At 67.8% G+C, this 17,753-nt stretch carries 21 protein-coding genes; 6 read left to right on the top strand and 15 right to left on the bottom strand.

Annotation, left to right across the window (positions count from 1 at the left end; all coding sequences use genetic code 11):
• Positions 1–10 precede the first annotated feature (10 nt).
• Both RQG77_RS06275 and RQG77_RS06270 read right to left on the bottom strand, forming a co-directional pair.
• Positions 11–991, bottom strand: a complete 981-nt coding sequence (locus RQG77_RS06275; protein WP_311243969.1) for an ester cyclase — start codon at positions 989–991, stop codon at positions 11–13.
• A 136-nt stretch (positions 992–1,127) separates the two neighbouring features.
• Complete coding sequence (locus RQG77_RS06270) at positions 1,128–2,129, bottom strand: LacI family DNA-binding transcriptional regulator (RefSeq protein ID WP_311243968.1); 1,002 nt, start codon at positions 2,127–2,129, stop codon at positions 1,128–1,130.
• A gap of 100 nt (positions 2,130–2,229) precedes the next feature.
• Here RQG77_RS06270 and hisD point away from each other — a divergent pair, with 100 nt between their 5' ends.
• The 3 genes from hisD to RQG77_RS06255 are packed head-to-tail and all read left to right on the top strand — an operon-like array spanning position 2,230 to position 5,056.
• Positions 2,230–3,561 (top strand): histidinol dehydrogenase, encoded by a 1,332-nt coding sequence (gene hisD / locus RQG77_RS06265; RefSeq protein ID WP_311243967.1) that lies wholly within the window; start codon positions 2,230–2,232, stop codon positions 3,559–3,561.
• A complete protein-coding gene (locus tag RQG77_RS06260; RefSeq protein WP_311243966.1) occupies positions 3,558–4,316 on the top strand; it encodes an SDR family oxidoreductase in 759 nt (252 codons plus the stop codon). The genes hisD and RQG77_RS06260 overlap by 4 nt, the downstream gene beginning before the upstream one ends.
• Positions 4,316–5,056, top strand: a complete 741-nt coding sequence (locus RQG77_RS06255) for an aldolase/citrate lyase family protein (protein WP_311243965.1) — start codon at positions 4,316–4,318, stop codon at positions 5,054–5,056. The genes RQG77_RS06260 and RQG77_RS06255 overlap by 1 nt, the downstream gene beginning before the upstream one ends.
• A gap of 165 nt (positions 5,057–5,221) precedes the next feature.
• Here RQG77_RS06255 and RQG77_RS06250 read toward each other — a convergent pair whose 3' ends face one another.
• The 10 genes from RQG77_RS06250 to RQG77_RS06205 all read right to left on the bottom strand — a co-directional run bounded on the left by RQG77_RS06250 (position 5,222) and on the right by RQG77_RS06205 (position 12,637).
• Positions 5,222–5,968, bottom strand: coding sequence for an alpha/beta hydrolase (locus RQG77_RS06250; protein WP_311243964.1), 747 nt, complete (start codon positions 5,966–5,968; stop codon positions 5,222–5,224).
• 1 nt (position 5,969) lies between these two features.
• Entirely contained in the window at positions 5,970–6,863 is an 894-nt protein-coding gene (locus RQG77_RS06245; protein ID WP_311243963.1) for a carbohydrate ABC transporter permease, read from the bottom strand.
• Positions 6,860–7,732, bottom strand: coding sequence for a sugar ABC transporter permease (locus tag RQG77_RS06240; RefSeq protein ID WP_311243962.1), 873 nt, complete (start codon positions 7,730–7,732; stop codon positions 6,860–6,862). Before RQG77_RS06240 ends, RQG77_RS06245 begins: the two co-directional genes overlap by 4 nt.
• Positions 7,733–7,804: 72 nt before the next feature.
• The gene (locus RQG77_RS06235; RefSeq protein WP_311243961.1) at positions 7,805–9,112 is read right to left on the bottom strand and encodes an extracellular solute-binding protein; all 1,308 of its coding nucleotides are present in this window, start codon (positions 9,110–9,112) and stop codon (positions 7,805–7,807) included.
• A 123-nt stretch (positions 9,113–9,235) separates the two neighbouring features.
• The gene (locus RQG77_RS06230; protein WP_311243960.1) at positions 9,236–9,553 is read right to left on the bottom strand and encodes a metalloregulator ArsR/SmtB family transcription factor; all 318 of its coding nucleotides are present in this window, start codon (positions 9,551–9,553) and stop codon (positions 9,236–9,238) included.
• Entirely contained in the window at positions 9,550–10,029 is a 480-nt protein-coding gene (locus RQG77_RS06225) for an SRPBCC domain-containing protein (protein ID WP_311243959.1), read from the bottom strand. The genes RQG77_RS06230 and RQG77_RS06225 overlap by 4 nt, the downstream gene beginning before the upstream one ends.
• 119 nt (positions 10,030–10,148) lie before the next feature.
• Positions 10,149–11,372: an MFS transporter gene (locus RQG77_RS06220; protein ID WP_311243958.1), complete on the bottom strand. Its 1,224-nt coding sequence runs from the start codon at positions 11,370–11,372 to the stop codon at positions 10,149–10,151.
• Between the two features lie 120 nt (positions 11,373–11,492).
• Positions 11,493–11,783, bottom strand: coding sequence for a hypothetical protein (locus RQG77_RS06215; protein ID WP_311243957.1), 291 nt, complete (start codon positions 11,781–11,783; stop codon positions 11,493–11,495).
• Positions 11,784–11,786: 3 nt separating this feature from the next.
• The gene (locus tag RQG77_RS06210; RefSeq protein ID WP_056310438.1) at positions 11,787–12,116 is read right to left on the bottom strand and encodes a hypothetical protein; all 330 of its coding nucleotides are present in this window, start codon (positions 12,114–12,116) and stop codon (positions 11,787–11,789) included.
• 71 nt (positions 12,117–12,187) lie between these two features.
• A complete protein-coding gene (locus tag RQG77_RS06205; RefSeq protein ID WP_311243956.1) occupies positions 12,188–12,637 on the bottom strand; it encodes a MarR family transcriptional regulator in 450 nt (149 codons plus the stop codon).
• A gap of 121 nt (positions 12,638–12,758) precedes the next feature.
• Here RQG77_RS06205 and RQG77_RS06200 point away from each other — a divergent pair, with 121 nt between their 5' ends.
• Both RQG77_RS06200 and RQG77_RS06195 read left to right on the top strand, forming a co-directional pair.
• Complete coding sequence (locus tag RQG77_RS06200; protein WP_311243955.1) at positions 12,759–13,016, top strand: hypothetical protein; 258 nt, start codon at positions 12,759–12,761, stop codon at positions 13,014–13,016.
• On the top strand, positions 13,016–13,573 hold the full coding sequence (locus RQG77_RS06195) for a MarR family transcriptional regulator (RefSeq protein WP_311243954.1): 558 nt from the start codon (positions 13,016–13,018) through the stop codon (positions 13,571–13,573). Before RQG77_RS06200 ends, RQG77_RS06195 begins: the two co-directional genes overlap by 1 nt.
• Before the next feature lie 65 nt (positions 13,574–13,638).
• Here RQG77_RS06195 and RQG77_RS06190 read toward each other — a convergent pair whose 3' ends face one another.
• The 3 genes from RQG77_RS06190 to RQG77_RS06180 all read right to left on the bottom strand — a co-directional run bounded on the left by RQG77_RS06190 (position 13,639) and on the right by RQG77_RS06180 (position 15,898).
• Positions 13,639–15,264, bottom strand: a complete 1,626-nt coding sequence (locus RQG77_RS06190; RefSeq protein WP_311243953.1) for an MFS transporter — start codon at positions 15,262–15,264, stop codon at positions 13,639–13,641.
• 100 nt (positions 15,265–15,364) lie between these two features.
• Positions 15,365–15,538, bottom strand: a complete 174-nt coding sequence (locus RQG77_RS06185) for a CsbD family protein (protein ID WP_082477872.1) — start codon at positions 15,536–15,538, stop codon at positions 15,365–15,367.
• A 75-nt stretch (positions 15,539–15,613) separates the two neighbouring features.
• On the bottom strand, positions 15,614–15,898 hold the full coding sequence (locus RQG77_RS06180) for a hypothetical protein (RefSeq protein ID WP_311243952.1): 285 nt from the start codon (positions 15,896–15,898) through the stop codon (positions 15,614–15,616).
• Between the two features lie 93 nt (positions 15,899–15,991).
• Here RQG77_RS06180 and RQG77_RS06175 point away from each other — a divergent pair, with 93 nt between their 5' ends.
• A complete protein-coding gene (locus RQG77_RS06175; protein WP_311243951.1) occupies positions 15,992–17,611 on the top strand; it encodes an SDR family oxidoreductase in 1,620 nt (539 codons plus the stop codon).
• The last annotated feature ends 142 nt before the right edge of the window (positions 17,612–17,753 follow it).

The following is a 17,753-nucleotide window of genomic DNA, read 5'->3' as shown; positions in this document are numbered from 1 at the left end:
CAGTCGCTGATCAGTAGATGTTGCTGAATGCCGCGGGCTCGTCTCCGCGGACGCCCGCGATCTGAGCGCGCAGGGCGATGTCGTCCCACAGGCGCACCTCCTTGACGAGGGCTCCCTGGTGGAACGTGAACTGCGAGATGCCGATCAGGTCGATCGGCATGCCGGTGAGGCTGCCGTAGTTGGGGACGCCGTTGTAGTCGCCGACGAACTTCCAGGTGACCGCGACGCGCAGGCCTGCATAGCGCACGTCGTAGTTGGTCTGGATGTCGCGGATCTCGAACTGCCCCGCAGGGAACGACTCGAGGAACCGCAGCAGCGCGCGGCGGTATCCCTCGGGGCGGATGACGACGCGGTTGCCGACCGTGAGCAGCACGAGGTCGCGGTGGAAGAACTTCTCGACCTTCTGCAGGTCGCGCTCGTTCCACACCGTCTGGATCATGTCGATCACGGTCTCGACCTCGGAGCGGTAGTCGTCGGGCCGCACGCCCGAGTCGCCCTTCGCGATCGGGTCGGCGGGTGCCGCCTCGAGCCACGACCCCGAGTAGCCACGGAACGCCTGGGCACGGGCCAGTTCGTCGAGGTCGTCACCCCGCTCGAGCGCGCCGGCGAGCGAGTCGCGCACGACCCACTCCTCGACCATGCGGCCCTTGCGATACAGGCAGTTCGCGATGGTGCGGCTGTGAGACGAGGTCTGCAGGTGCCCCGACAGCACCAGGTGCGAGCTGAGAAACGCATCGTCTCCGCGCGCCTCCCAGATCACGTCTTCGGCCTGACCGGTGCGATCGGGCGTCGCCGAGATGCGCATGAGCGTTCCCTCGATGACCTCCTGTCGCGTGGTCGAGGTGCCGTAGGCGCCGTGCACGATCGAGTCTGGTTCGTAGTTTTCGCGGATGAAGCTGATCGACCGATCGACCCAGATCAGATCAGTGACCTCACGGATGAAGTCGTCGGGGTCTTGGTACGGCAGATAGGCAACCGGGTCGAGAGACACGCTTTTCACTCCTTCAGGATGCGAAGCTGCGGTTCATCGGTGATCGCTGGCTCCGTCTTCGTCAGTGTATGCGTATGCACAAATCGACGCAAGAGACGATCCAGCGCACACGGTGATCATTCCTCGTCGTAGCGAGTCAGGAGGCGTGCGCGGCCGCGAGAGTGCGCCGAGGCACGAAGGCCGATTCGAACCGTGCGTTCTCGAGGTCCGCTGCAGGATCCTCGATACGGCGCACGATCAGATCCGCGGCGGTGCGCGCCATGCCGGCGATGTCATAGCCGATCGTGGCGAGATCGATGATCGGCCAGGCGGCCTCGGGAAGGTCGTCGAAGCCCACGATCGAGAGGTCGTCGGGCACTCGGAGGCCGGCACGATGCGCGGCGTTCAGGGCTCCGTAGGCCACCACGTCGTTGCCGCAGAAGAGCAGCGTCGGGCGGTCGGTCGCCGCGAGGATCTCGGCCGCGGCGGCCTCTCCCTCGGCGGCACCGTAGGGGACGCGGCGGACATCACCCTCGTCGAGCGCCACACCCGCGGCCGCGAGCGCCTCGCGCAGGGCGGTCTCACGGCTCTGCGCCGTGCTGGTGTTGCTCGGCCCGAGCACGGCGCCGACCCTGGTGTGGCCCAGATCGACCGCTCTCCGCACGGCCTCGCGATAGCCGGGAGCCGGATCGACCACCGTGGCATCCGCCTCGACGAACGAGCCGGTGCGGTTGAAGTAGACGAACGGCAGCCCGCGGTCCTTGAGGCGCAGGGGCGCGACGGATTCGACCGTGGTCGTCGCGAGGATGACGCCGTCGAGGCCGTTCGCGAGCAGACGCTCGACGATCGTGTCGTTGTCGGCCGATTCGGTGTGCAGCATCAGCTGATACCCGAGCGCCTCGAGCTCGCGGTGCACCGGGGCGATGATGTGCGAATAGAACTGGTTGTCGAGGTCGGTGAGCAGCAGCCCGATGCGCCTGGTGCGGCCGGACGACAGTGCTCGACCCGCTTCACTCGGCACATAGCCCAGCAGCTGGGCGGCCTCGCGCACCCGGAGCTTCGTCGCCTCCGACACTCGCGCATCGTCGCGCAGTGCGCGAGACACCGTCGGCTGCGACACCCCCGCAAGCCGGGCCACATCACGACTCGTGACGACCATGTGACGCCTCCCCCTCGACTCGATGGATTCTACCGCCCTTGACGCCGGAATGCATACGCGGTCATAATCAGCACATACGTATGCAATGAAAGGAAGGGCCATGCCCCTGCATCTGAAGACCGCGCCGACGAAGACGTTCGCGGACACCGCTCAGCAGGACGTCGCCGAGCGCGTGAGGGGGATCATCGGCGACATCAGGGCGAACGGCGACGCCGCCGTTCGCCGATACGCCGAGCAGTTCGACAACTGGAGCCGGGACTCGTACCGGCTGTCGGACGACGAGATCACGGAGATCATCGCCACTCTCGACCCGCAGGTGATCACCGACATCGAGTTCGTGCAGAACCAGGTGCGCCGCTTCGCCCAGGCACAGCGGGATTCGCTCGTCGACATCGAGGTCGAGACGCTGCCAGGCGTCTTCCTCGGCCAGAAGCACGTGCCTGTGCAGGCCGCCGGCGCCTACATCCCCGGTGGCAAGTACCCGCTCACGGCGTCGGCCCACATGACGATCATCACCGCCAAGGTCGCGGGCGTACCTCGCGTCGTCGCGTGCACCCCGCCCATCCGCGGCGAGATCCCCGCCGCGACCGTGGCCGCGATGAAGATGGCCGGCGCCGACGAGATCTACATCCTCGGCGGAGTGCAGGCCGTGGCCGCGATGGCTGTGGGCACCGACTCGATCGAGCCCGTCAACATGATCGCCGGCCCCGGAAACGCCTACGTCGCCGAGGCCAAGCGCCAGCTGTTCGGAGAGGTCGGCATCGACCTGTTCGCCGGCCCCACCGAGATCCTCATCGTCGCCGACGAGCACGCCGATCCGTTCTTCACCGCCGTCGACCTGCTGTCGCAGGCCGAGCACGGCCCTGACTCCCCCGCGGTGCTCGTGACCACGTCGCAGGCGCTGGCCGAGGAGGTCATGGACTGGATCGAGAAGATCTTGCCCGGCATGCCCACGCGCGACTACGCAGGGCCGGCCTGGCGCGACTGGGGTCAGGTGATCGTCGCCGACGACCTCGACGAGGCCTACCGGATCGCCGACGACTTCGCCTTCGAGCACGTGCAGATCTTCACGCAGAACCCGCGCGAGGCTCTGACGCGCATGCACGACTACGGTGCGCTCTTCCTCGGCGAGAACACCTGCGTCTCCTACGGCGACAAGGTGATCGGCACCAACCACGTGCTGCCGACGCTGGGTGCAGCGCGGTACACGGGCGGACTCTGGGTGGGCAAGTACCTGCGCACCGTGACGTACCAGGAGATCCAGAACACCGAGTCGTCGGCCGAGCTCGGCGCCGTCTGTGGTCGCGCGGCGCGGGTCGAGCTGTTCGAGGGGCACGCCCGCTCGGGAGACGCTCGCGCCTGGCGGCACGCCGGCACCGAGTTCGCCTGGATCGACGAGAGTCACGCGGCGGTCGGCGCGGAGGCACGATGACCGACCTCACCGGTCGCACTGCGGTGGTCACCGGCGGCGGCAGCGGACTCGGGGCGGCCATCGCCCGGGCGCTGCACGCCGCCGGCGCGCAGGTGGTCGTCGTCGGGAGGGATGCCGAGAAGCTCGACCGCGCCGTCGCCGACCTCGGCTCGCGTGCTCGCGCTCTCACGTGCGACGTGGCCGACCCGGCATCCGTCGATGCGCTGCGCGAGCAGCTCGTCGGCACCGAGGTGTCGATCCTGGTGAACAACGCCGGCATCCCCGGCCCTGTCGCGGCTCTCACCGACATCGACGTCGCCGACTGGGACGAAGTGTTCGCCGTGAACGTGCGGGGCACGTTCCTGCTGTGCAAGGCGCTGCTGCCCGGCATGGTCGAACGCGGCGACGGCGACGTGATCAACGTCGCATCCGTTTCGGGCAAGCGTCCGCTCGCGCATCGCACCCCCTACTGCGCGTCGAAGATGGCCGTGATCGGGCTCACCTCGACGCTCGCGTTCGAGGTCGGGCCGGCCGGAGTGCGGGTGAACTCCCTGTCACCGGGGCCGGTGCAGGGCCCACGGATGGAGCGCAACTTCCGGCTCGAGGCCGAGAGATCGGGCACCAGCATCGACGACGCCGAGCAGGCGTTCGTCTCTCGCGCGGCGCTCGGTCGCATGGTGACGGAGCAGGAGGTCGGTGCCGCGGTGATCGCGATGCTGGCGATGCCCGGCATGTGCGGAGCCGACGTCGACCTCTCGGCGGGGATGGTGGCGTGATGTCCTCCTTGCGTGCCCGCGCGCTCGCGGGCGAGAAGCTGATCGGCGCTCTCCTCCGGATGCCTTCGGAAGAGCTCGTCGAGATGCTCGCGGTCGCTGAGTTCGACTTCATCCTGATCGACTGCGAGCACGGGCCCGCCGACGTCGTCGCCCTGCGCCAGCACATCGCGCTCGCCCAGGCGCACGGCGTGCCCGTGATCGTCCGGGTGGGTGAGGGCGATCGCGGTCAGATCCTTCGTGTGCTCGACCAGGGCGCGGAGGGCATCCTCGCCCCTCACCTCGACACCGCGGCGGATGCTGCGGCACTGGTCGAGGCGGCGATGTACCCGCCCGTCGGGTCGCGCGGTTTCGCGACATACAGCCGGGCGGGGCGATTCGGGCTCGTCGACCCCGCAGAGCACCGTGACTGGTGGCTCGAGAACACGCTTGTGCTCGGCATGATCGAGTCTCCGGGCGGAGTCGCGAACGTCGACGAGATCGTCGCGACCCCGCGGCTCGACGGCATCATGGTCGGCCCGGCCGACCTCGCCGCCAGTTCCGGCCCCGACGACCAGCCGGTGCCGGAGGCGATCGCCGCGGTGCATTCCGCTCTGGCGCGGGCCGGTTCGCTGCGGATGGACATCGTCGGCACGCGCGATGCAGCGAGCGCGGCCTTCACAGACGGAGCCGACCTCGTCGTCTACAACCTCGCGTCGTCGCTCATGGCGCATCTGCGCGGCCTGGCGACACCCGAGCGCTGACCCGCGGAGGCCCTCCCGCTGCATCCCTCACATCCCGTCGGGAGGAGAACTGCGCCCGGGGAGGAGAGATCTACGGATTCTCTCCTCCCCAGAGACAGTTCTCCTCCCGGACGTGCGCCCGGGTAGCCCCGAGCCTAAGAGTCGCGGCCCCGTCAACAGCCCCGATCAGGCGACGGCGCCGGCCAGTCGCTGCTGCGACATCCACGACCGCACGAGACGCCCGAACTCCCGGGGCCGCTCGAGGGGCAGCAGGTGCCCGGCATCCAGAGTGACGAGCCGTGCGTCGGGCATCGCCGACACGATCTCGGTGTGGAAGTGCGGCGGACAGATGACGTCATCCAGCCCCGACACCACGAGCGTCGGCATCGGCAGCTCGGCCAGGCGGGCGAGCAGGTCCGTGCGTGTGAGCTGCATCCGCAACTGCGCCCTCAGCCGCTCCACGCCGGTGTCCTCCCCCATGCGCAGCGTCCGCTGCACCAGATCGGGCCGGTCGCGCACGAGGGCCTCCCCGAGAAGAGGACAGAGGATGCTCTGCTGCAGCGCTCGCGGCTCCGCCCCCTCGTCGAGCTGCGACAGCCAGTCGCCCCATCCGGAGCGCTGCGCATCGATGGGCGCTTTGGCGTTGGTCGAGACCAGGCAGAGGCCCGCGACGCGCTGCGGCGCCGCGAGCGCGAGCGCCATGCCGACGATGCCGCCCAGCGAGTGACCGACGAGCACGAATGTGTCGGGCAACCCGTCGAGCAGCACCTCGACCTGCTCTGCGATCGAGGGGCGATCCAGCACCGGCTGAATCGCCCCTCTCGCCCCATCCGCGCCGAGCCCCGCATCTGCGCCGAGCCCCGCATCCGCCCACAGGTCGGCCGTGCAGTTCATTCCTGCGAGCAGCACGAGCGGCGGCACCGCGACAGACATGTCAGCCCTTCACGGCGCCGTCGCTGAGCCCCGCGACGAGATACTTCTGCGCTATGAACGCGATCACGAACACCGGGATCGTGAGCAGCATCGATGCGGCTCCCGCCTGTTGCAGCATCGGCAGGGTCTGCCCGAGCTGGGTGGCGATGAACACGGGCACGGTCTTCGACGAGGTGTCGGTGAGCACGAGCGCCGTGAGGTACTCCTGGAACGCGAACAGGAAGACGAAGATGCCGGCGGTGAGGATGCCAGGCCCCATCAGCGGGATCATGACCCTGCGCAGCATCCCGATCCTGGTGCAGCCGTCGATCATCGCCGCCTCGTCGAGCTCTTTGGGGATCTCGGCGAAGAAGTTGCGCAGCAGCCAGATCGTGAACGGCTGATTGATCGCGACGAGGGCGATCGCGAGTGCGAACGTGGTGTCGTAGATGCCGAGCGCCCGGCTGATGTCGTACATCGGCAGCACGACCGCGAATCGGGGCAGCGCACGGAAGATCAGCGCGAGCACGAGCAGCAGCGCCGAGACGTAGCTCGGGAACCGCGACAGTGCGTATGCCGCCGGGATGCCGATCGCCAGCGCGATCACCGTCGAGACGACGGCCACGACCACCGTGTTCACGAGGTAGTCGGCGAAGTAGGTGGTCTGCCAGAGATCGACGAACGCCTGCAGAGTCGGCTGGTAGTCCCACAGCACCGGCGGGTTGGAGAACGCGACGTCGGTGGGCTTGGTAACCGAGAGCGTCATCCAGATGAACGGGCTCAGCATCACGATGCACAAGATGGCGAGCAGGAGCCCCGTGATCACCGGCGGACGGTGGGGTCCGCGGCGACGACGCTTCGGCACGCCCGTGGTGACGATGGCCCTCGTCGAGAGTTCTGCGGAGGTGAGACTCATCGTTCGGCCTTCGCTTCCTTGAAGATGCCCCGGATGAACGGGATCAGCATGATGAGGATCAGGAGGATGGTGAGCACGTTGATCGCGCTGCCGAGCCCGAGGTTCTCGGCGCCGTCGGCGAATGCGACCGAGTAGACGTAGAGCATGATCGACTCGTTCCCGATGTTCTGCGCCTGCGGCGACAGCGGGATCAGGTTGTCGAACATGCGCAGCACGTCCATGATCGTGATCAGAGTGACGAAGCCGAGCACCCCGCGGATGGTCGGGATGATCACGTTCAGGTGCGTCTGGAAGCCGTTGGCGCCGTCGATCTTCGCGGCTTCCTTCAGCTCGTTCGGCACGCCCTGGAGCCCGGCGAGGATGATCAGCATCGCGAACGGCAGCATGTGCCAGACGGTGTTGGCGATCACGAGGATCGCGTTCGGCACCTGGTCGGTGAACCAGAGCACCTGCGATCCGCCGAAGAAGCCGATCAGGCGGTTCACGACCCCACCGAAGTTGTCGTCGAAGAGCCACGAGAAGGCGACGGCCCCGACGAGGTTCGGCAGCACGTACGAGACGAGCATGATGCCGAGCACGAGCGGACGTGACGTCGTGATTCGGTTGATGCCGGTGGCGATGATGTAGCCGAACACGAGCAGGATCGCCGTGGTGACGACCGTGACCGCGACGGTGAACATCACCGCCTTGTGGAAGCGAGGGTCCGTCAGCGCGTCGGTGAAGTTCTCCAACCCGATGAAGGTGCCCGGTGTGCCGTATCGGACCTGCTCGAAGCTCCACTGCACCGTACGCACCAGCGGGAGCACGAGGAGTGCACCCATCACCAGCAGGCTCGGAGCGAAGAGCAACCAGAATTCGCGTGCCTTCATATGCGTCCTCCCTTGGACGGACTGTGGCCTGAACTCGCGCTCAGGCCACAGTCATGGACGGTCGGTCCGTGATCAGCCGGCGATCTTCTCGCCGGCGGCCTGCATCTGCGCGAGCCCCTCGTCGACCGAGACCTGGCCGTTCAGGATCGAGACCAGGATCGGCCTGATCTCGTTCGTGATGTCGGCGATGACCGGCGACACGATCGGAGGCATGGCGCTCGCGATCGAATCGTTGGCAGCGGCGCCGTACGGGGAGTTCTCGTCAGTCACCATGCCCTCACGGGCCGGGTACGCGGCCGGGACGGATGCCGTCGATGCGTCTTCGCTGACGGCGGAGGCCATCATCTGGAAGAGCATGTCGTGGTCGAGCTTGGTGTTGAAGGGGATCGACCAGCCGTCGATCGACAGCCGGTTGTACGAGTACTGGGCGTCGTCCGAGACCTTCGGCGCGCCGGCGAAGCCGAACGAGTCGGACAGCTTGGAGTTCGCGGGCAGGGTCAGGTCGAACATGCGACCGGAGAACATGATCGACATGGCGGCCGTGCCGTTGAACATCTGCTGCTGCACCTTGGGCTGGTCGAAGGTCGTGACCTGCGGGTCCATGTAGGGCTTGAGTGCGAGCATCGCCTCGATGGCCTGCTTGGCCTCAGGCCCGTCGAGCGTGACCTCTCCGTCTGCGGTGACGAAGTCGGCACCGAGGGAGTTCATCGCACCTTCGAAGCCCGTGGTCACGTCGGCCGTGGCGAGCCAGGGCAGCGCGATCGGGTAGTCCATGAGGCCCTCGGCCTTGATCGCCTCAGCCGCGGCGATCATCTCGTCGAAGGTGGTCGGGACCTCGAGGCCGAGATCTTCGAAGATGTCGGTGCGGTAGGCCATCACGAACATCTGCGCCTGCATCGGGATCGCGTAGATGTCGCCGTCGTAGGACATGCCCTCGACCATCGACTCGCTGATCTCGCCGAGACCGTAGTCGTCGCCGTACTTGTCCCACAGGTCGTTCAGCGGGACGAGCTTCTCTTCTTCGCCGAAGCCGGGGATGACGAATCCATAGGTCTCGATGATGTCGTAGGTGCCTGTGTCGCCGGCGAGAGTCGCCGTGGTCTTGGTCACCTGCCCACCGAAGTCGATCGGGTCGTGCTTCAGCGTCACATCATCGGTCGAACAGCTCTTGACCATGGTGTCGGTGAAGGGGTCGATGGCGGAGGAGTTGTACGCGAGGACGTTGACCGTGGTCTTGCCCTCGGGAGCGGTGTAGTCGCACGACACCGTTGTCGCGTTCTCATTGTCTGTACGGCTCCCCGCGCCGCAGCTGGAGAGAGCGATCATGCCCACGGCTGCGAGGGCGAGTACCGGCAGTGCTCGATGCTTGATGTGTCCCATGACGCTGATGGTATACGTATGCAGCGGACTAAGGGAAGCCTATATTCCCGGAAAGTTTCAGTATTGAATACGTATACTGCGAAAACCCGCGGAACGGGCGCGCAGGCGCCCCTCCGCACCACTCTAGAGGCCTTCCGCGATCTCCTTGATCGCCGCCAGACGACGGTCCCATCTGCGGCAGATCGCATCGAGCTTCCTCGCCGTCGCCTCGAGCTCGGCGCCGATCGCGCGGAAGCGCACTTCGCGACCGACCCGCACGGATTCGACGAGTCCGACCTCCTGCAGCACGGCGAGATGCTTGGCGATCGCCTGACGCGAGACCGGCAGGCGCCCGGCGAGAGCGGATGCTGAAGCATCCTCCTCACCGAGCGCGGTCAGGATGCTCCAGCGCGTCTCGTCGGCGAGCGCTGCGAACATCGGCAGCAGCGTCGCGGCGGTCACGCCTCCGCCTCGACCAGCGCCACGAGCTTGTCGAGCTCGAGATCCCAGCCGGTGCGGTGCTCCTCCATGTTCACGGCGGCATCCGACGTGCGGTCGAACCCGGTCTCGATGACAGTCAGCAGCGTGCCGCCGTCGACAGGCTCGAGCGTGAAGGTGAACACGGTCGAGGTGTCTTCGTCGAGCTCCGCCGGGCGATGACCCAGGGCATCGTCGTTGCTCCAGCGATACGAGATCAGCCGCGGCTCGTCGATCTGCTCGACACGCAGGGGGATGACGTCGTCCGGCCCGAAGGTCATCGTGCCGGTCGCGCCCACACCTCTGCCCTCGAGCTCGGTACGGCCGAACCACCGAGACACGTGCGCAGGCTCCGCGACGGCCCGCCAGACCTTCTCGGCCGGTGCGGCGATGCGGATCGAGCGTCGGACGGTGAAGCCGGCCGCGTCGATGACGGATGCTCCTTCTGTCCTGCTGGCCATGATGACTCCTTCGTCTCGGTTGCGTGGCGTGGATTAGTGCAACTACAGCATTGCACTTGTTCGAGCGTGGCGCAATCCCCGAGTTGCACTTGCGTCCGCGCCCCGGCCCCCCGAACCCCTTACTCCCGAACCTTGCGCTTCTCGAGCACCCCGGCGAGCAGCACTGCGACGAGCGCCGCGGCCGGCGCCACGATCAGCCCCGCTCGCAGGCTCTCGTTGTCGGCGATGAATCCGACGAAGGGCGGCGAGAGCAGGAAGCCGAGCCGCAGCAGCCACGACACGACCGTGAGACCCACGCCCGGCTTCAGCCCCGGCAGCTCGTCGGCGGCGTGCATCGCGGCGGGGATGAGCGTCGCGATGCCGAAGCCGACGGCCGCGAAGCCCGCGATCGTTCCGGGGACGCTCGGGAAGATCAGCGCGAGGGTCATGCCACCCGCGGCGATCAGACCGCCGACCCTCGCGACCGCACGCTGGCCGAACCGGTCGGTCATGCCGTCGCCGAGCATCCGTCCGATGAACTGCGCGCCGACCAGGGCGATGAATCCGAGAGGGGCGATCGCGGCCGCGGCGCCGAGCGACTCGCTGAGGTACAGCGTGGCCCACGAGTTGCCGGCATCCTCGGCGATCGCGCCCGCCATAGCGATGAGAGTGAGGGCGATGACCACCATCACGGTGCGCGGGCTCACACCCCGGCGCACCGCGGTCTGCAGCTCGACGGGTTCGGCCGTGGCCTCGGCATCCGCCTCTTCGTCACGTCCGGGCAGGCAGAACCAGAGTGCCGTGAACGCCACAGCCGCGAACACCGCGGTCGAGATGCCGAGGTGCACGCCGAGCGGCAGCTGCAGCGCGATCGCAGCCGCCGCCATCCCACCGCCGAGCACCGCGCCGATCGACCAGATGGCGTGGAACGAGTTGATGATCGAGCGCCCATAGCGTCGCTGCACGCGAAGACCGTGCGCGTTCTGCGCGACGTCGGTGATGGCATCGGAGGCACCGCCGAGCAGCAGGGCGACGGCGAAGAGGATGCCGGAGGGCGCGACCGCGGCGGCGAGCAGACCGAGCCCGGTGGCGATCGTGCCGAACACGGCGATGCGCGCGGAGCCGAACCGACGGATCAGCACCGCGGCGAGAAGTCCGGCGGCGATCGCTCCGGCAGGGAAGGCGGCGATCGCGAGGCCGTATCCGACGTTGTCGAGACCGAGGGCAGCTTTGATCTCGGGGTAGCGCGGAAGGATGTTGGCGAACAGCGCGCCGTTCGTCAGGAACAGCGCCGAGACGGCGATGCGCGCACGTCGGGAGGCCCGATCCGGCACCGGCCGTCGAATCGATTCGATCGAAGTCATAGCAACGACCGTACACGCCGATCGGGGGCTTCGGACAATCGCGACGAGCCTGAGCCGAAGGGACTCAGCCGCCGAGCCTGAGCTGATGCGACTCAGCCGCCGAGCCTCAGCCGATGGGGCTCAGCTCAACTGGCGCTCCGCCTCCGGAGCGGCCACCGCGCTCGACGCGGCCGCGACCACGGCCGCCTTCGCCACGTCGAGGTCGTCGAACAGTCCGAGGAAGTCCGACTGCGGTCCGAAGGCGCGGAAGCCCTCGAGAGGCGTTCCGGCGATCGAGCCGAGGAACTGGCGTCGATCATTGCCGACGTGGAAGCCGGGATCGACCTCGACCCAGAGGCCCCGGGGTCGGGATGCCGAGCGCGCCCGCATGCTGGTGGCGGCCTTCGCCGCTTTCCTTATCCGAGTGGACATGGGTCACGCACTCATCGCGTGCAGCCTGCGAGAACCGCCGGCAGATCGGGCGAACTCCTCGCGCGTGACGTCGAGTCCACCGGACGAGCTCGCGGCGTTCATCATCGCGACCACGAGCGGCCGATCGATCGGCGCCTCGTCCTCGATCGCGAATCGCAGCGGGATCGAGGCGTGCAGCCAGAGAGTCTCGGCCACGCCGTCGCCCAGGGGGAGCGTGAGCGGGAACGCCTCGTTCCGCCGGAGCTTCGTGACGATCACGAGGCGCAGGTGCGTGAGCAGTTCATCGTCGACCTCGATCGGTGCCGCGGTGTTGCCGTACGTCAGATAACCCATGGTCTCTCCTCAAGCCAGACTTCGCTTGATAGATAGATTACTAGGTTACCTAGCTAAATCCCAGTCGGAACTCAGGGCAGGTCGCTGATCTCTTCGGCGAGCCGGCGCAGGAAGCGCGTCACGGCCTCGGTCTGGTCCGGCGTGAATTCGCTCGCGAGTGACTCGATGCGCTGCGTGAGTTCATCGGCGGGAGAGTGGAGATCCCGCAGCGACGGGCGTAGAACCTTCGAGCGGGCATCGGCCGGATGCGGGGCGATGACGATCTGCCCACGCTCCTGCAGTCGGCGCAAGAGGCTCGTGATCGCTGCCGTGCTCACGTTCAGGTGGGCGGCGAGGCTGCCCGGCGTGGCCGGTGCGTCTGAGGGAGCATCGGTGATGAACCGCATGGCTTCACGATCGGTGTCGTTCGGAGCACGCATGGCGGCCAATCGACGCCCCAGCTGCGCCTCGGCGCGACGAAGCTCATCGACCCGCGCGACGAGTTCGGTCGCAGTCGTCTGCAGCTCGGTTCCGGTTGCCATGTGTCACCCCCTGACGCTCCCATGATACTCGATGGAAAGGTAACCAGGTTGGCTAGTGAAATCCAATGCGACCTGGGACTCTCTTCGGATGCGAAGATGGATGTCTGTGGGAAGGACAGTCATGGTCGAGCGATTCACCCTCGGGGATGCGGGGTACATCATGTACTCCGACATGCTCGATCGCCTGCGGGAACGCTTCCCGTCCGTTCCCGACTGGCGACTCGACCAGATCGTCACCGCCGAGCACGACGCCATCACCGGCGGCATCCTGCAGATCGTTCCCGCCGAGGTCGAATCCGGCGCGATCGAGATGCTCTCGCGCGAGGCCGATGAGCGCGAGCGGCAAGACGCTCTGAGCGACGACGGCGAGGTGGCGTGATGGAGCGCTCTGAGGACTTCGGCCGATCCGGCTACTGGTACCCCGAATCGAGCACCGCCAGCACGGTCGACGTGCTGAACATGCTGCGCCGCTACCGCGCGGCCGAGACCGCGATGCGCGCACGCACCCGCGCATCGATGGGCATGAACGAGACAGATCTGGTGGCCCTGCGCTTCCTGCTGCGTGAGCAGCGGGCCGGACGCATCGTGCGCCCGATCGACATCGCCCGCATGCTCGACATCTCGACCGCCTCGACGACCACTCTGATCGACCGGCTCGAGAAAGGCGGCCACGCGAAGCGCGAGCCGCACCCGACCGACCGCCGTGCGGGCGTCGTCGTGCCGACCGTCAGCAGCGACGACGAGGTACGCGAGACCCTCGGGGCGATGCACCGACGGATGCTGTCGCTCGTCGACGAGATGAGCGACAAGGAGCGCGGGATCGTCACGCACTTCCTCGCGGGAATGACCTCGGCGATCGAAGAGGCATCCGATCTCGATCAGGAGCTGCGCGACGTCATCCGCTCGCACGAAGAGTCGGAGTCCCCCGGGGAGTGACCGGCGAGTGACCGCCGAGGGCCGGCCGCGAATCGGCCGGCCACCCGACGGGTCGATCAGGCCTTCTAGACCTGACTCTCGGTCTGCTCATCCGCCTGCGCGTGTTGCGCGTCCTGCGCGGCCACAGCCTCCTGCTCGGCCTGCGCGGCCAGCTCGGCCACGTACTCCGCATTCTCGAGGCGCTCGGGGAAGAGCTCGTCGAGATCGAGGTCGGGGTTCTCCTCCTGCGTCTCGACGAGCTCGACGGCCTCTTCGTGGGTCTGCACGCTCGGCATCGCACCGGGCAGCGGCCTGCGCGCCGACTCCTTGAGCACGACCACGGCGATGAAGCCGGCGATCGAGGTGCCGATCACATAGAACGCCGGCGCGAGCGACGACCCGGTCATCTGCACGAGCGCCTCCATCACCACCGGAGCCGTACCCGCGAACAGCGCGACCGCGAGGTTGTACGAGATGCCCATGCCGCCGTAGCGCGACGAGGTCGGGAAGAGCGCCGGCAGCGACGACGCGAGGTTCGCGACGTAGAACGTCACCGGGAACGCGAGCAGCACGAGGCCGAGCAGGGTCGACCAGATCTCGCCGTGCATCATGAACAGGAACGACGGCACGGCCAGCACGATCGCCGAGATCGAGCCGATGAACAGCACCCTCTTGCGACCGATGCGGTCGGAGAGCTTGCCGGTGAGCGGGATGCTGAGCGCCATCGCCACGAGCACCGGGAGCGTGAGCAGCGTGCCGTGCACCTCGTCGTAGCCGAGGGTTCCGGTCAGGTACGTCGGCATGTAGGAGGTGAGGGCGTAGCCGACCGTGTTCGCGGCGGCCACGAGAACGAAGGCTGTGAGCAGCTCGCGCCAGTACGCGCGGATCAGCGCGATGACGCCCTTCGGGGCATCGACGGCTTCCTTCGCGTCGTCGGCCGCGCGCTGGGCGGCATCCTGAGCCTCCTGGAAGGCGGGGGTGTCTTCGATCTTGAGTCGGAAGTAGATCGCGATCAGTCCGAGCGGCAGGGCGACGAGGAACGGGATGCGCCACGCGAAGCCCTGCATGACGTCTGCCGAGAGCGTGAGCTGCAGGATCGACACGAAGGCGGCGCCGATCGCGAAGCCCATGTACGAGCCGAGGTCGAGCAGCGAGGCGTAGAAGCCACGGCGCTTGTCAGGTGCGTACTCGGTGATGAACGTCGTGGCACCGGCATACTCGCCACCGGTCGAGAAACCCTGTGCGAGCTTGAGGACGATCAGCAGGATGGGCGCCCAGACGCCGATCACCGAGAAGTCGGGCAGCACGCCGATGAGGAAGGTCGCCGCAGCCATCATGATGAGCGTGAACGCGAGCACGCGCTGGCGACCCATGCGGTCGCCGAGCTGGCCGAGCACGATGCCGCCGAGCGGACGCGCGACGAAAGTCACGGCGAAGACGCCGAGCGAGAAGAGCGACTGCGCGCCGGCCGACGCGTCGGGCAGGAATGCGCGCCCGATGATCACGGCGAGGTAGCCGTAGACGCCGATGTCGTACCACTCCATGAGGTTGCCGACCACGGTGCCCGCGACGGCGCGACGGAGCATCGGACGGTCGACCACCGTGACGTCCTCGACGGTGAGGCGCCGCAGTTCGTCTGCCTTGGCGGGTCGCAGGCGACGGATCAGTCGCTGCCACAGGGTCGGATTCTCGGTCTTCACTGGATCGGACATCGTGCCATCTTCCTTCTCTTGCAGCATCCGCTTCGTATGACGGGCCGCACAAACGGCGGGGAGGTGGCTTTCGCCACCTCCCCGCACTGTGTCGATGGTGTCAGCTGTTGAACGCGTCCTTGACGTTCTCGCCGGCCTTCTTGACGTTGGCCTTCGCCTGGTCGGCGCGGCCCTCTGCCTCGAGCTTCTCGTTGTCGGTCACCTTGCCGGCGGCCTCCTTCGCCTTGCCGGCGAGGTCCTGAGCGGCGTTCTTGATCTTGTCATCGAGTCCCATGGGGGATCCTTTCTCTCATCAGCGGTGGTCTTCAGTCGGTCTAGGAATGCGGCTCTGAACTCACAGTCTTTGCGCTCACAGCGGGAGCGAGAGGATCTGGGCGATCAGCGGCAGCGTGGCGGCGGCGATCAGGGCGATGAGCCCGACGATGCCTGCGGCCTGCCAGAGCGGAGCGCGCGACGAGGAAGCCTGCGAGAACGACGCGCGCGACGAGGGAGCGGCGACGCGGTCGATGCCGGTGCGCCTGCCCACGGCCTCGCGGGCGGACAGCGGGGTGAGGGTGACGGACGCGGCCTCGGGGCTCACGATCCGGCGCGCCCGCAGATCGCGACGCGTGGGGGCTTCTGCTGCTGTCGTCATGGCGTCTCACCTTCCTCCGCATAAAGATTACTAGGTGAACTAGTGAATTGTCACCCTAGCGAAATATTCAGGCATTCCGCTTACGCTCAAGACATGACCGAGCTCACCCAGCCCACCGGGCACGAAGAGGCCCTGCGCGCCCTCCCCCGCGAGGATGGATCGGCGCCCCGCGCGCTCGTCCTCGGAGCCACCGGATACATCGGCGGCCGCCTCACCCCGCGCCTGCTGAACGCCGGATACCGGGTGCGCACGCTCGCCAGAGACGCCGCGCGCGCGGCATCCTTCCCCTGGGGCCCGGAGTGCGAGATCGTCGAGGGCTCGGCGGATGACGCGGATGCCGTGGCCGAAGCCATGCGCGACGTCGATGTCGTGTACTACCTGATCCACTCGATGACCGCGGGCAAGGGCTTCGAAGAGAGCGACGAGCGCGCGGCCACCACGGTGGCGGAGGCCGCGGCAAAGGCCGGCGTGCGTCGCATCGTCTACCTGGGCGGCCTGCATCCCGAGGATGCGAAGCTGTCGCCGCACCTGCGCTCGCGCGTGCGGGTCGGCGAGATCTTCCTCGAATCCGGCGTGCCGTCGCTGGTGCTGCAGGCCGGGGTCGTGATCGGCTCGGGATCGGCGTCGTTCGAGATGATCCGCCACCTCACCGATGTACTGCCGTACATGCCGGCGCCGAAGTGGGTGCGCAACCGCATCCAGCCGATCGCCGTGCGCGACGTGCTGCACTACCTGCTGGGCGCCGCGCGAGTGGATGCCGATGTGAACCGCGCGGTCGACATCGGCGGCCCCGACGTGCTGCGGTACGGGCAGATGATGAACGGCTACGCACTCGAGGCGGGTCTGCGTCAGCGGGCGATCGCGGCTCTGCCCGTGCTGACCCCCGGCCTGGCATCGCACTGGGTGAACCTCGTGACGCCGGTTCCGCGGTCGATCGCGCGTCCGCTCGTCGCCTCGCTGCAGAACGAGTGCATCGTGAAGGACCATGCGGTCGATGACCTGATCCCAAAGCCCGATGGCGGGCTGACGCCGTACCGCACCGCGGTGTCGATGGCGCTGGGCCGGCTCGACGCCGACACGATCGAGACGAGCTGGCAGGATGCCGAGGTCTCGGGCGCCCCGAGCGATCCGCTGCCGAGCGACCCCGACTGGGCCGGACGCACCGTCTTCACCGACACCCGCAAGCTGAAGACGGCCGCGCCGGTCGACGGGCTCTGGCGCGTGATCATCGGCATCGGCGGGTCGAACGGCTGGTATTCGTCGAAGTTCCTGTGGGCGGTGCGCGGGTGGATGGACCGCCTCGTCGGCGGCGTCGGCCTGCGCCGCGGGCGTCGCAGCAAGGTCGAGGCCCGGGTCGGCGACGCGATCGACTTCTGGCGCGTCGAGGCCGTCGAGGAGCCGGGGCGGGCGACCGATTCCTCCCCCGCGAGCGGCGGATTGCTGCGCCTGCGCGCCGAGATGAAGGTGCCGGGCGAGGCGTGGCTCGAGCTGCGGGCGCTGCCGGACGGCGAAGGGTCGCGCTACGAGCAGCGCGCCGTGTTCTTCCCCCGCGGACTCGCCGGCCGCCTGTACTGGCTCGGCGTGCTGCCGTTCCACGGGTTCATCTTCGCGGGCATGGCCGCCCGGATCACCGACGCGGCAGCCGTTCCGGTCGAGACGGGCGCGCCTGGTGCGGATGCGCCGGGCGCGCCCGAGGCGGCCGCCGTCTCCTGAGCCGCGTCGCGGCCTGAGTACCCGCGGACCAGGCAGGCAGGCGGGGTCACTTTCGCATCGTCCGCGGCCTGCAGGGTCACTTTCGCACCGCAAACGGGTGATTCGGATGCTCTATTGACCCCGCACCGGGCCGAAACCCGTG

This window comes from Microbacterium sp. WCS2018Hpa-23 (assembly GCF_031843845.1).
Taxonomy (GTDB): Bacteria; Actinomycetota; Actinomycetes; order Actinomycetales; family Microbacteriaceae; genus Microbacterium.
Note: the sequence above shows the minus strand (reverse complement) of the source record. Positions and strands in the feature narration are given on the sequence as shown.

Bases quoted from the DNA above. Each gene is read 5' to 3' on its own strand.
- RQG77_RS06200 (WP_311243955.1), top strand. From the start codon at position 12,759: ATGGTCGAGCGATTCACCCTCGGGGATGCGGGGTACATCATGTACTCC.
- hisD (WP_311243967.1), top strand. From the start codon at position 2,230: ATGCCCCTGCATCTGAAGACCGCGCCGACGAAGACGTTCGCGGACACC.
- RQG77_RS06255 (WP_311243965.1), top strand. From the start codon at position 4,316: ATGTCCTCCTTGCGTGCCCGCGCGCTCGCGGGCGAGAAGCTGATCGGC.
- RQG77_RS06225 (WP_311243959.1), bottom strand. From the start codon at position 10,029: ATGGCCAGCAGGACAGAAGGAGCATCCGTCATCGACGCGGCCGGCTTC.
- RQG77_RS06180 (WP_311243952.1), bottom strand. From the start codon at position 15,898: ATGACGACAGCAGCAGAAGCCCCCACGCGTCGCGATCTGCGGGCGCGC.
- RQG77_RS06215 (WP_311243957.1), bottom strand. From the start codon at position 11,783: ATGTCCACTCGGATAAGGAAAGCGGCGAAGGCCGCCACCAGCATGCGG.
- RQG77_RS06185 (WP_082477872.1), bottom strand. From the start codon at position 15,538: ATGGGACTCGATGACAAGATCAAGAACGCCGCTCAGGACCTCGCCGGC.
- RQG77_RS06220 (WP_311243958.1), bottom strand. From the start codon at position 11,372: ATGACTTCGATCGAATCGATTCGACGGCCGGTGCCGGATCGGGCCTCC.
- RQG77_RS06245 (WP_311243963.1), bottom strand. From the start codon at position 6,863: ATGAGTCTCACCTCCGCAGAACTCTCGACGAGGGCCATCGTCACCACG.
- RQG77_RS06175 (WP_311243951.1), top strand. From the start codon at position 15,992: ATGACCGAGCTCACCCAGCCCACCGGGCACGAAGAGGCCCTGCGCGCC.
- RQG77_RS06240 (WP_311243962.1), bottom strand. From the start codon at position 7,732: ATGAAGGCACGCGAATTCTGGTTGCTCTTCGCTCCGAGCCTGCTGGTG.
- RQG77_RS06270 (WP_311243968.1), bottom strand. From the start codon at position 2,129: ATGGTCGTCACGAGTCGTGATGTGGCCCGGCTTGCGGGGGTGTCGCAG.
- RQG77_RS06195 (WP_311243954.1), top strand. From the start codon at position 13,016: ATGGAGCGCTCTGAGGACTTCGGCCGATCCGGCTACTGGTACCCCGAA.
- RQG77_RS06190 (WP_311243953.1), bottom strand. From the start codon at position 15,264: ATGTCCGATCCAGTGAAGACCGAGAATCCGACCCTGTGGCAGCGACTG.
- RQG77_RS06250 (WP_311243964.1), bottom strand. From the start codon at position 5,968: ATGTCTGTCGCGGTGCCGCCGCTCGTGCTGCTCGCAGGAATGAACTGC.
- RQG77_RS06210 (WP_056310438.1), bottom strand. From the start codon at position 12,116: ATGGGTTATCTGACGTACGGCAACACCGCGGCACCGATCGAGGTCGAC.
- RQG77_RS06235 (WP_311243961.1), bottom strand. From the start codon at position 9,112: ATGGGACACATCAAGCATCGAGCACTGCCGGTACTCGCCCTCGCAGCC.
- RQG77_RS06260 (WP_311243966.1), top strand. From the start codon at position 3,558: ATGACCGACCTCACCGGTCGCACTGCGGTGGTCACCGGCGGCGGCAGC.
- RQG77_RS06205 (WP_311243956.1), bottom strand. From the start codon at position 12,637: ATGGCAACCGGAACCGAGCTGCAGACGACTGCGACCGAACTCGTCGCG.